We start from the raw sequence: 12136 nt of genomic DNA, 5'->3' as shown, positions 1-12136 counted from the left end.
CAAGACGCGCGCATTGCCTTCAGGAGAGATGGCTGAGCGGCTGAAGGCGCACGCCTGGAAAGCGTGTATAGGGTAATACTCTATCGGGGGTTCGAATCCCCCTCTCTCCGCCACGGATAGTAATTAAGTAAGATCAGGACGTCTCAGGAAGTCCCTCAAAAACCGCTTAGAGCCTTGATTCTAAGCGGTTTTTTCGTTTCTGGACGTTGCACAGCGTCCCAGGAAATCAACCTCAAGTAGGCGCAAGTTTGGGGGCACCTCGCACTCAGCCATTGCCGCTTGCCCCAAAAATTCAAAAAAACGACTATATTGATCTTTACAGCATGCCGCGCAGGAGGTTTGCCATGCCAAAGATCATTGCTCCGCTGACAGATTTACTCATCCGCAACGCCAAGCCACGCGAGCGGCCATACAAAATGTTCGATGGTGACGGCATGTACCTCGTCGTCGCTCCTACCGGCTCCCGCATCTGGCGGTTCAAGTTCCGGCAGGCCAACGGCAAAGAGAATACGCTGACGTTCGGCCCTTACCCGGAAATTACCTTGCAGGATGCACGTGAAAAGCGTCTGGCGACACGCCGCCTGCTACTGCAAGGAATCGACCCCGCCAAGCATCGCGACGATGCCAAACGCTTGGCAAAGGATAAGGCGTCCAACACGTTCGAAAAAATCGCGCGCGAGTGGCACGGCAACAAAGTGCCCACGTGGAGCGAACGCACCGCCAAGAACACCATCCAGCGCCTGCAAGCGGACATCTTTCCAGCCATTGGCCGCATGCCGATCGATGAGATAAAGCACCGCGATCTGATCGCCGCGCTGCGCAAGATCGAGGACCGTGGCGCGAGTGAAGTCGCCCATCGCCTGAGAGCGGTATGTGCGTCAATTTTCAGCTACGCGATTCAGTGCGGATTCACAGAGCGCAATCTGGTCACCGATATGAAGGATGTGTTGAAGACTGTCCGCGCCGGACACTTTGCCGCCATCAACGCCGACGAACTACCGCTGTTCCTGGCCATTCTGGACCGCAACGAAGCACGTATGTTCGCGCCGACCCGCATTGCGCTGCGTCTGATGCTGCTGTGCTTTGTGCGTACCAGTGAGTTGATCGAGACGCCCTGGTGTGAAATTGACCTGGAGCGCGGCGAGTGGATCATTCCATGGCAGCGCATGAAGCGTGGCAAGCTGACCGTCAATCCGGATATGACCAACCATCACGTCTGCCTGTCGCGCCAGGCGCTGGAGCTGCTGCGCGAACTGCACGCGATCACGGGCCGCAGCAAGTACCTGTTCCCGAATCAGCGCGACCACGAAAAGCCGATCAGCAATAACACGATACTGGTGGCGCTTGGGCGCATGGGATACAAGGGCAAGATGACCGGCCATGGCTTCCGGGCGCTGGCCATGAGCACGATCAAGGAGCGCCTGGGCTACCGGCATGAAGTCGTGGACCGGCAACTGGCACATGCACCGAAGGACAAGGTGGCCAGCGCCTATGACCGGGCGCAGTTCCTGGCGGAACGGCGCCGGATGATGCAGGATTGGGCCGACTACATCGATGCCGTCAGCGGCAAGGGAGCGCCGCCGCTGACGCCCAGATTAACGCTGGTCAGCGGAGAATCCAGCCGGGATGGCGGAACAGGAGGGCACCATGTCTAAGTATGTATTGCGCCTCACGGATGCGCTTATCAAGCAGGCTGCTCCGAAGGACAAATTATATAAACTTTCCGATGGGGCTGGTCTGTACATCGAAGTGCAGCCCAGCGGCAGCAAGATCTGGCGCATGAAGTATCGCCAGCAAGGCGGTGGGGAAAGCGCTCTGACTTTTGGCCGGTATCCCCAAGTCTCTATCGCCAAAGCCCGCGAACACAGGCTTGCAGCGCATCAGATGCTGGAGCGGAAGCAGGACCCGAGCACAGAATTCAATCGAGAAAAATTGCATCCACTGCCAAAGCCTATTGCAATCGACGAAATATTCGATGAGCCGGAGTGGGGCCATGTGCAGACCAGTGTTCTGCGGGCGACCCTGCTCGCTATCCGTCACCTCGAAACCACCTTATTTCCTGCATTGGAGCGCATTTCCGTCAGTGACGCACAGCACAGTATCCAGCAAGCAGCCATTCGGCAAATTGAACAGGACGGTTTGCAGGTCGTTTCCCGACACCTAGAGGGTGTCGCGACGGCGCTCGCTGCCAGCTATTTACGTAACGGCATGAGCATGGACCAATTGGTTAGTGCGATGAAGGAGTCAAGGAGACGGGTACGTCGCCAGGGCGACAACATGCAGTAGCTATCGGAGCCTTTGTCCGGGCTGCAATTCTGCGTACTATCAAAAACGCACTTGACGAAACGAACCACTTGCAAACGTCGATATCAGGCATAGAATGAAACTCTCTTATGTGGGAATCGCTCCCACGAGGGCATGCTTCGAGCATGTCCCTATGCTTAGCAGCATAGGCGTTGCGGTCGTTACCCGCCACCATGATACATAGCAGTTTCTGCTAGACAGATCGCCGGGCCATGCAGAAGCATGCACATCTCGGCACGATAAAGCGCTGCCTTCAGCGCCTACATATCCCACAATTCGCAAGACGGATTGCCTGGATGATTGCGCCCGGTGGGCGCTTCTTCAAACAGGAGCAAGACTCCTGCCCCGATTGGTTCGCATGCCCCGCGAGGTAGCGCACCGTATGAAGCACAGCATGGCTTTGCCGCAAGCCGCACCGTCAGCAGAAATGCCAGCGATGCGATGCCATCGCGGCTGCTTCCAGCGCATGTGCCTCAGAGCCGCCAGTATCGTCACCGCGAGTGCGATGCTGGCATGTATGCCGTCACATGCCATGGCTACGTGCGCGCGTCGTTACTGGCGGCGTGCTGCCAGTGACGACGCGCCGCCGGCGGCATAGGCCCAGGCGGCAAGCGGAATTCCACCGCGTGATGTTGTTCAGTGACGGGGCCAGGCGCCCCGCATCGCAGGCAAGCCCTGCGATGTCCTTTGCCCGCTACGGGCTGATTAGTAGAAGTTGATCCGTGCACGATGTGCACTCCATGGACCCTGGGTGATTGGTCCCCGCTGCGGCGGCTTCCTCCGGGAGCGCGCAGCGGTGCCACACGCGCGTGCGGCGCGGGCAGGCAGTAACAGCAACCGCATACACGGGAGTGGTGTCCCGAGGCCCTTGATTCAACCTTTTCTGCTGAGGCAGTGAGGGTGGCCAGAAACACTTACCTGACAGGATTACACCACGCGGCATCGACGTGAGAACCAAAGATCGAAAGGATGACTTTGCCATGCGCGACCTGAACTACCAGCTCAAGCAACTGTGTCACCGCAACCGGGATGGCAGCTTTGCGACGCAGGCCGACCGCGAGCGCATATTAAATCTGTGCGCCAATGACCTGGCGGAACGGGGCTTCCAGCATATGAGCGTGGACAGTCTGAAGCCGAAGCATGTGGCGGCGCTGCTCGACAAGTGGAAGCAGGATGGCGTCAGTACTGGAACCATCAAGAATCGCATGAGCGCCCTGCGCTGGTGGGCCGAGAAGATCGGTAAGGAAAATATCATTGCGCGCACCAACGGCGAATACGGCATCGCGGAGCGGGTGTTTGTCACCAATGTCTCAAAGGCGAAGGTGCTCGATGCCGACACGCTGGCCCGCGTGAACGATCCGTATACGCGCATGTCGCTGCAGCTGCAGGCGGCGTTTGGTTTGCGGCGCGAGGAAAGCATCAAGATCAAGCCGGGATGGGCCGATGGCGGGAACATCCTGCGGCTGCAGGATAGCTGGACCAAGGGTGGCAAGTATAGGGAGGTGCCGATCACAACCATGCAGCAGCGCGCCGTGCTGGAAGCGGCCAAGGAGCTGGCGGGAAAAGGCAGCTTGATTCCGGCGCAGTTGCAGTATCGGGACCAGTTGAACCGCTTTCGTGCGCAGTGTGACAAGGCTGGCATTCATGGTGTGCATGGGCTGCGGCATGAGTACGCGCAGCGGCGCTATGCCGAGTTGACTGGCCGACCTAGTCCAGCCAGTGGCGGCGCGACGTCCAGACAGCTGGATGCTTCACAAAAGTTGGCGGATAACGCTGCAAGGTTAAAGATTTCGACGGAGATGGGGCATGGCCGTGAACAGGTCACTTCCATCTACCTGGGCAGATGACCGCTCACTTGTATCAGGGGCGCAGCGCATGGAATAGAAGAGGTGCAGAAGGGGCAGCGCTGGCGCTGCCGGAATGATCGCGGAGAGTCGGCACGACTTTCCATTGTTTGCTGTTCATCAATCGAAGGAGAATCTTATGACCACGACTAAAAAATTCCTCCGCTTGCCTGCGGTAATCGAGGCTACCGGCTGGTCCCGCGCCACAATCTGGCGCAAGGTGAAGGCAGGCGTGTTGCCAGCGCCGATTCCCATTGGTCCCAAGTCTGTAGCATGGGACTCTGCCGAAATCGCCGAATGGCAACAGCGGTGTATAGACGCTAGCCGTAGTGAGGGCGGCTGAACTGACATTGGACTAGCCCCTCAAGCAAGCCCTCACACGTTAGCCAGTTCAAACACAATACTGCCGTTGGCGTCTTGGGGGGGTAATCGAAGAGATGTTGGAGCGATAATAGGTACAACAAACTATCGTGCCAGGTAAGGGAGAGAGGCTGAGGTGAGGATGTAGTTGATATTTGGATGCAGTTGACGCCGTGATTGCTTGCGCCCGGCTCCTGTGACAGCCACAATGACTCGCTTGCACTCCAGCGGGAACTAGCGATGGCGGTCGTCTACATTCGTGGAGATGAAAGGTTGAATATTTGTAGCCATTGTCGATTTTATTGAGAAAACATTGTGCCAAAATTGGATTATGGACGATGCAGATAGAGGCTACTACACGAGGCTAGAATGCTGACAATGCGAATTTGGCTCTGAGATCCCTAGCCGGTATTAAATAAAATTGAGAAACCGCCTCACTCTAAGTGTGTGCGGACAAACGTCATCCGCTCTCCGAGCAAGCCAGTAATTGAATTTTGCATAATATTGCCAAAATTCAACCACGTCGATGCCAAAGTATTCGCAGAGATATTTTTCTGCGGGAGAGGTTCTTGGCGGTTCCTCCCGGTAATAGTACTGGTTCAGTACGCTCTTTTCAACTCTTTTCTTTCAAGGGCGTTCAGGAGATCTATCTCATTCCAGTTGACAAACCATGGACGAATCCCGCAGTCGCCAACAAATTTGTGAATGTCCGAACTCGTTGGGATTGATGTTCCTCCGTAATGAGATGTGTAACGTTGTACCCACTTTGCCTTGCGACGCCCTTCAATATAAGGACAACCGATGACATCTAGGAAAAGACAGGTAACTTCGGCGTGTTGTTCTATTTCAGAAATGTCTTTAAATCGCTCTTCGATTTGATCGATGACGAATTTTTTCAATTCTGAATATTGCGGAAAATCTCGAACATAGAATAGACACGAAATGATATCAAAATAAGAAAATCGGTCAAACCCAAGAAAAACTTGACTAACCACATCAGGGGGCAAAAGGTACTCTGATCCCATTTCGCTCATTGCCAAAACAACATTAATACTTTCTAGGCGAATTATATTATCTATGTCGTTATTTTTTGAAAATAATCCGACTTGAAAGAGTTCAACTCCAAGTTCGTAAATTCGTTGTTTTATGGTGGCAGCCTGTTGCTCTAAATTTTTATTCGAGAAGCGAATAGTTAAAATTATCGAAGCGCATAGTTTATATGATGCGCTTACAGAAGGTGATGCTGTATAAAAGAAAAATAATACCTCTGTTATAACACTGAGGGCAGATTTATAATAATCTGATTTTTCCTCTTTTATTGAGTCTATACTTATTATTTTCTTTATTCGCTCAAAGAATGCACCGATTATATAAGATGATACATCGTCATAAGTGACGGCGTTGACTATACAAACTGACTTCACAGCATCAATAAAGCTTCGTGATAATTTTAGTTCCTTAAAAATCTCTTTTGGAATCAATTCATACTTCTCTTCTGATTTTTCTAAAAATTTATCAAAAAATTCGTTGATTAATACGTTTACATCGCTGATTATTTGGGATTTTTTTGTGAAGAATGGTCGAGCATGTTTTATTGTTTTTGATTTGTTTACGTGAAGATTGAATTTTTGGAGTTCGGCGGAGTATATTTCAAATATTTTTTTTGCTGTTTCGTCATTGTTTGCGAATATGTAAATGTCATCAACATACCGCCTAACCTCGAATGATGTCGATAGTTTTTCATCCTTGTTGTCGCGAACGAGGTTGGCAACTTGCGCATCAATTCTCTGGAAAATTATTTCAGCAAATATTCGGCTAATTTCCGGGCCAATAACTATTCAATTTGTTTCATTGTAATTTGACTTTTGCATTAATTCATCAAAATCATTTCCAAAAGTGGAGAATAATACTGACGAGATGTTTTTTTTAATGAAAGATTTTTCTTTTGTGGCCCAAGTTATAGAGTGAGTATAAATGCTGTCGAAGCACTTTGATACATCCATAGACCATAGCGAGGACCAACGTTTTTCTAACTTAAGAAAATCGTTAGAGTCGAAGAACTTATACAAGCGGTCAACGCCGCTGTATGCAAAGAATGAAGATGAGTGTTTGTTAAATAACTCACCTTGTGTATCCTGGACCCCTCCGTGCTTGTACTGATTAATGTTGGCTAGCGAATTTTTCTGAAAAAAACTACTTGCCACTCGATGGGGTGATCGTAGTGACACGTCACTATTTTGACAAAAATATGTAATCAGTTTTTCGTATCGCCTATAAAACTTCATCATCCGCCACTGAGCGATCGGATGTACAAGAGCAAGGCGTCTATACTCTAAGGAAGTTTTGCGTACCTTGTATAGATATGGAATTGTATAATTGGGAGAATTTTTTTCTTCTCCTTCTACTAAGCGTGAGAATATTAGCTTATAAACTGAATTTGCACTCGTACTTGCTTCTTTGCTTCTAAGGTAAAATCCATCATTTGAAAAAATGACTGGGGTTTCATATGGTATTGTTTCAGTTATCAAAGTTCTAAAATAATCCGTTTTGTCTACTGATATTGATTTTGATTTAAGCATATTTCCAGCAGTCCTGAATGGTTTTAAGTTTCGAACCAGTGTAATTCATAAATGTTCTGGCATGAAAACCTCTGGAGAATGAAAAAGTCGCAAGGCGTCGACGTTCAGGAGAAGTTGTAAGGGATTTAAATTTTAAGAATGTGGTTCCTCGTCCCGAGGTAACCGCGTGACGCAAAAATTTATCAAGCTCATTCAATCCACATTCAGAACTAGATGATTTTATTAAATGATAATTATAGAAAATTCCCGCAAGTCTTTTTCGACCGCGATCTCGATCATTTAATGAGAAATTACCACAAAGAAAATGCAGCCTATCAAGGAGTGTTGTCATATTATTTGTTTTGCAAAAATCTCTGATTGCTAAAATTATCTTTGTTTTTATTTTATTTATTTTTTTTTCGGAAATTCCCAAATCGACTTGACGGCATGTTTTCACGGCACCGGGATCTTTAATGGAAAATTTATAGCCTAGGTACTCAAAAGAAAACTGGAAATTTGATGCTTTTGTAACTTTAGGAACTGTAGTAATTTTTTGCTTGTTTTTGCTGAGTTTTAATCCATCAGGTAATAAGGATGCGACCAATTTAAGGAAATTTTGTTCTAATTCCGCACCACTAGTTATAATTATAATGTCATCAACATAGCGAGCATAGAAAAAAACATCTTTCATGTTTTTTATTCGCTCGTCGAATGATATCATCATTAATTCGGATAATGTTGAGCTTATCGCTAGACCCCGTGGTATGCCGCTTCCTCCTGATGCAACAAAGTGTTTAAATAGATCGCGTAATAATCGTTTGGTCGAAAGGCTCAATATATTTATATCATCTACTGTTTTCAAAACATGCGCGATCGAAAAAGATTCGAAGAAACTTTTTACGTCAAGTCGATAAATTCTATATGGTACTGCTTCCGCAACAATTAGCGATAGATTAGTGACGATTGAAGTCCTGGCAGGATTACGTACGTTCCTGAAATGTCTTATGTTGTTATTAACCTTCCTGATTAATAACTCATCTTCGAAATTTGGAAGGGAATATACGTTCTTGCCTCTTAACTGAGATATTTTTAAGGGGGATAAATCCCATAAGGCTTTGTTTCCGGTAGAAACTGCGCGGATGAGAATTTGATCACGAAGAATTTCGTCTCTAAGGTCAAATACGGTGTGAAAGTCGCTGCGGCGCAGCGTGTGGTATAGCGACTTGCTGTTTATTGATTGATCGTACATCGTACACCTTAGTCGAAATGTTACACGCATGCGTTATATTTGTTTTACTTCATCTGTATTGCATTTAGTATATGAAGCATCATAGTTGCGCCAATGTCAACAAGTATTGCGTTTTCAATGAAAAAAATAAGATAGTGGAGAGCTGTAAGTGCGACGCGGGGGCTTGCATGTACAAAAAAATTTTCAATATCATTAAGCAAGGACTAGTTTTTCTGTGCGTGACTGTTTTTACAGGGTGGGTTTGGGGGTGTGGTGTGAACGAGTGTGCGGGCCAGGGCTAGGTCCGCCATTTGGACACGGGCTGATGCGTTGAGCACTGCAGAAGCCCGGTCAATTAGAGCAACGAACACACGTCCTCGGCACGCGATGCTGTCGACAAAGACCTAAGATCTTCTACTCCAACCACTGCACCAATCCGTGTCCAAATGGCGTATCTGACCCCGCGCGCGGGGGGCCTCCGCCGCCGCCCCCACGCTGACGCGAGAACTAACGCGTAAGAAATGTGCAGCGATCTCAGAAAAAAGTTATCAGCGATTGCTTTACGCTAGACGAAGTTCTGGCGGAACGGTCAGTAATTCCGCTACTTCAGCTAAGCGTTTTTTTGAGAAATTCCATCCGCGACCACCTGTCTTAAGAGGAATATATTTGCCTCCCAAGCGCTTCAACTCTTCGCGATGATTAAGCGTATCGCCTCGCACCGCGAAAGACTTCTCGCTATAATCTTCAAACCAAATCGGCTCGTTGCTCTCAGCGGCAGGCACCTGCGGTGCTGTTTTTGTTGGCTCGGCGACGGTATCGATTGGGCTAGAGCCAGAGGCGCGAGCTTCTTTAACAACACTTGGGTTCACCACTGTTCCAACGGACATGCCGCGCATCACAATCGTCAGCTGCCGTGATAGTTTCTGCTTTAGCTCATCCACAAAAACGTATTGCTCTTGAATTCCCTTGTCGCGAATAGACTTCTTGAATTCGCGCAGTTTCTCTAGCTGCGCAGTGTCGATTGCATCGAGATCTGGTTGCGCCTTTGAGTAATAGAGCATCACGGGTTTGTTGTTTTTGAGGAACCACTTAATTTCTTCGACTGTCCCACTGTCTTCAACACCAGTTGGCGAACCTAGCCTTGTCCAAAAAGCGCCGATTAGCATGTCGCAAGTATGGACGACTTGATCATTGATGATGCCCTGCGGTCTGTCTCCCATCACGGGCGCGCTGTGTGACTCCCACATCACGGGAAGCAAAACCTTGCCTGTTTCAACTGAGTTGAGAGCGTTCCATTCGTGCAGACTTGCTGCGATTGCCTCCCGTTCAGCGGGAACATCTGATGGCGATGCAATAAGGACGTTAAACACAGTTGCAGAAAATGGCATGATTTCTTGCCCTCTAGTATTTGAAGTGCACCAGTGTTTGCTGATCGCAAATCTGAGTGCCTTAGTTGTTATATACGGATTGTGTTTTCGAGCAAGAATCTTAGCATTTAGAGATGATTAGAAATACGTGCTTTCTCACTCGCAATATCAAAGTCCTAGAAAAAAACGATCAGGCGGATAGGGCTGCGCTCATCAACTCTGGTGCTGAATAAGAGACGTCAACGTTGAATCTGAACACGCCCAAGGCGTGTTCCTCTGATTATTTTTGACGGTATAGGTGAGGGTATGAGGTCTTTCTAATCATGCAAAATATAGTGTTCATGCGGGTTTTGGACGATGATTCGACTTCCCCTCTCCAAAGACGAAAAAGAAAAAGCTACCCTCGGGTAGCTTTTTTTTTCGTCTGTAGGCGGAGAGAAGCACGCCCCCTGCGGGGCGTGCGCGGGGGATTCGAAGGGTCGGGCCTACCGGCCCGGCCCTCTCCGAATCTACTGGCTGCTGCCGCTGCGCGGCAGCTTCGCGCGCCGCAGGCGCGCGTTCGTGGTTCTAATTAGGTTTCGGCTGAGCTGGCTACTACGGCGCCCAATGCATCAGTCTGTGTACGAATGGTGGACCTGACCCGGCACGCGCATAAAATTAAAAAATGTAATTTATTCAATTTTTATTTTGGCAATTTTGCTCAATATATCAATCGCCTCATCTCCAACAATTTTTTCATTTTTTGAATATGAGGTATCGAACATCTTCATGCGCGGGTGTGCAGTTTTCCGTTCCCATTCCGCAACTTTAAAAGTTCCACTTGTTTTTCTTCGAACTTTCTCTCCTGAACTCAAACTTAACGAAAAAAGATCAACGTAACGTCTTGGACCAACGCCAATAAACGGGGAGAAGAGTGTATTTGATAGATTGTCTTTCGTCGTGGAATCTTTTGTTCTCAAAGAATCTTTGTGCATTTCCATCGCTTTACTTTTTGGGTAAGGCTCAATAAATATAACAGACTTTATTCCACTAGCAATAATGTGTTTTGCGCAATTATGGCATGGGAATGTCGTTGAAAAAAGTGTCGCATCCTTACAGCTAATTCCACGCCTAGCGCAACCTAATATGGCATCCATTTCCGCATGTACTACTCGACCATATTCACTAATATCTTTTATTCCAGAATCTTCTATATTTTTCATTAAAACTTCTTGCAATTCGTCTGGGATTCCAGTTTTTAAAGATTCAATAATATCGTTTTTTTCTTTTCCATTATAATCTATTCCATTCGTGTAATCGCGGCCTTTGGGGACGTCTACGATCGAACTGGTTGCATCGTCATAGATTGGCCAGTAGGTGCCGCCACCAGGGCGAGGGCATTCATTAGCGCCGGTTGATATGATATCGGTACCCAATGCAATTGCTGCACCGACCTGCCTTGACATATCTGCACTCTTCATAGAGGCTGCATAAGTCATAAACATCGAGTACTCGTTAAAGGTAGGGGTCTTAAATGGATCTCCGAAAATAATATCGAAAAATCTTTGCAAGGTGTTCCAAACCTTTGTATTATTTCCTTCTTCTGCCAGAAAGAAATCGGCCAGATGAAATGCATCGCTGGTCGCTTGACCATGTCCAATTTTTTCATCCTTGTCGCGCTCAATAAGACCTGATCGTTTTTTGGGGTCAGCGATGTTGCATTGATTCTCCAAATAGCGGTCTCGCGACGCCTCAGAGGAATGAACGGCAAAAAGGTAAAATCCATCGCCGTAGATGTTTTTTAATTCTTCGACTTCTTCAGGACGTTTGATTGAGTCAACTAGATAAATTGTGCGTTCTTTTTTCTTGGTGATGCGTAGATTTGAAATTTCTTTGGCTGCTAATTTTGCAAATATTGCATTATCATTTGTTTTTTTTCTTAGCTCATTTCCCGCTTTCATGAGATTTGTAACTCTAATATACTCATCGCCTTTATGATCAGCTACTTCGATATATGGAGTCATGGCGGTACTCATTGGAACGACTATTAAATCATACTCATAATGTTTTGCTATATTTGACATTAATTCTGATACTAATTTTCGATTGCATCCAATTGGGCCGATTATCCCCATTACTAATTCAGATGGTTCTTTAGAATTCTGCCTGAAGTCCATATTTAGTCAATTCCCTCAGTTTTAAATCTCAATTTATGAATTATTTATGAATATGGGATTTCGATGCCAATTTGCAATTGTGCAAGAAATCGCTAGTGTTTCTTGACATTATCATAAATGCATTCATCAATGGTCACAAATAGTCACATTTAATTATTGAAGAAATAGTCTACTTATTGTGAATTTTTTCCTTGCTGTCCTGCAACTACTGCGTAAACGTGATCCGAAAACCGCAGCGATTTCAGCGTTATTTCTGCGCTATCCTAGTTGTTTAGTTTCGTGCGATCATATTCCTCGTCGCAGCATGGCCCTGTTCCGG

8 protein-coding genes, 1 tRNA gene and 1 pseudogene are annotated in these 12136 nt (G+C 47.5%); 5 read left to right on the top strand and 5 right to left on the bottom strand.

What is annotated here, in order from left to right:
* Positions 1 to 22: 22 nt before the first annotated feature.
* The 5 genes from AC54AF_RS21375 (at position 23) to AC54AF_RS21355 (ending at position 4491) form a co-directional block, all read left to right on the top strand.
* A tRNA-Ser gene (locus AC54AF_RS21375) sits at positions 23 to 113 on the top strand.
* Positions 114 to 344: 231 nt separating this feature from the next.
* Positions 345 to 1655 (top strand): tyrosine-type recombinase/integrase, encoded by a 1311-nt coding sequence (locus tag AC54AF_RS21370; RefSeq protein WP_436574247.1) that lies wholly within the window; start codon positions 345 to 347, stop codon positions 1653 to 1655.
* Positions 1648 to 2286, top strand: a complete 639-nt coding sequence (locus AC54AF_RS21365; RefSeq protein WP_496638142.1) for a DUF4102 domain-containing protein — start codon at positions 1648 to 1650, stop codon at positions 2284 to 2286. The genes AC54AF_RS21370 and AC54AF_RS21365 overlap by 8 nt, the downstream gene beginning before the upstream one ends.
* 998 nt (positions 2287 to 3284) lie before the next feature.
* Entirely contained in the window at positions 3285 to 4151 is an 867-nt protein-coding gene (locus tag AC54AF_RS21360) for a phage integrase N-terminal domain-containing protein (protein WP_496638141.1), read from the top strand.
* 136 nt (positions 4152 to 4287) lie between these two features.
* On the top strand, positions 4288 to 4491 hold the full coding sequence (locus AC54AF_RS21355; RefSeq protein WP_496638140.1) for a helix-turn-helix transcriptional regulator: 204 nt from the start codon (positions 4288 to 4290) through the stop codon (positions 4489 to 4491).
* Between the two features lie 616 nt (positions 4492 to 5107).
* Here the strand turns inward: AC54AF_RS21355 and AC54AF_RS21350 are convergent.
* The 5 genes and pseudogenes from AC54AF_RS21350 to AC54AF_RS21330 all read right to left on the bottom strand — a co-directional run bounded on the left by AC54AF_RS21350 (position 5108) and on the right by AC54AF_RS21330 (position 11817).
* Positions 5108 to 5989 (bottom strand): hypothetical protein, encoded by an 882-nt coding sequence (locus AC54AF_RS21350; RefSeq protein ID WP_496638139.1) that lies wholly within the window; start codon positions 5987 to 5989, stop codon positions 5108 to 5110.
* Positions 5990 to 6112: 123 nt separating this feature from the next.
* Positions 6113 to 6340: pseudogene (locus tag AC54AF_RS21345) on the bottom strand (RNA-dependent RNA polymerase family protein); the annotation flags it as partial.
* A 739-nt stretch (positions 6341 to 7079) separates the two neighbouring features.
* A complete protein-coding gene (gene drt3a, locus AC54AF_RS21340) occupies positions 7080 to 8315 on the bottom strand; it encodes an antiviral reverse transcriptase Drt3a (RefSeq protein ID WP_496638138.1) in 1236 nt (411 codons plus the stop codon).
* Between the two features lie 539 nt (positions 8316 to 8854).
* A complete protein-coding gene (locus tag AC54AF_RS21335; protein ID WP_496638137.1) occupies positions 8855 to 9682 on the bottom strand; it encodes a DUF4062 domain-containing protein in 828 nt (275 codons plus the stop codon).
* 650 nt (positions 9683 to 10332) lie between these two features.
* Positions 10333 to 11817 carry an anti-phage dCTP deaminase gene (locus tag AC54AF_RS21330; protein WP_496638136.1) on the bottom strand — a complete coding sequence of 495 codons (1485 nt, stop codon included), beginning with the start codon at positions 11815 to 11817 and terminating at the stop codon, positions 10333 to 10335.
* Between the last annotated feature and the right edge of the window lie 319 nt (positions 11818 to 12136).

It is taken from the genome of Janthinobacterium sp. JF4 (assembly GCF_059617925.1).
The sequence above is the reverse complement of the archived record's forward strand: the minus strand, read 5'-3'. Positions and strand labels throughout refer to the sequence as shown.

Excerpts from the sequence above, each read along its gene's own strand:
- AC54AF_RS21370 (WP_436574247.1), top strand. The coding sequence starts at position 345 with ATGCCAAAGATCATTGCTCCGCTGACAGATTTACTCATCCGCAACGCC.
- AC54AF_RS21365 (WP_496638142.1), top strand. The coding sequence starts at position 1,648 with ATGTCTAAGTATGTATTGCGCCTCACGGATGCGCTTATCAAGCAGGCT.
- AC54AF_RS21360 (WP_496638141.1), top strand. The coding sequence starts at position 3,285 with ATGCGCGACCTGAACTACCAGCTCAAGCAACTGTGTCACCGCAACCGG.
- AC54AF_RS21355 (WP_496638140.1), top strand. The coding sequence starts at position 4,288 with ATGACCACGACTAAAAAATTCCTCCGCTTGCCTGCGGTAATCGAGGCT.
- drt3a (WP_496638138.1), bottom strand. The coding sequence starts at position 8,315 with ATGTACGATCAATCAATAAACAGCAAGTCGCTATACCACACGCTGCGC.
- AC54AF_RS21335 (WP_496638137.1), bottom strand. The coding sequence starts at position 9,682 with ATGCCATTTTCTGCAACTGTGTTTAACGTCCTTATTGCATCGCCATCA.
- AC54AF_RS21330 (WP_496638136.1), bottom strand. The coding sequence starts at position 11,817 with ATGGACTTCAGGCAGAATTCTAAAGAACCATCTGAATTAGTAATGGGG.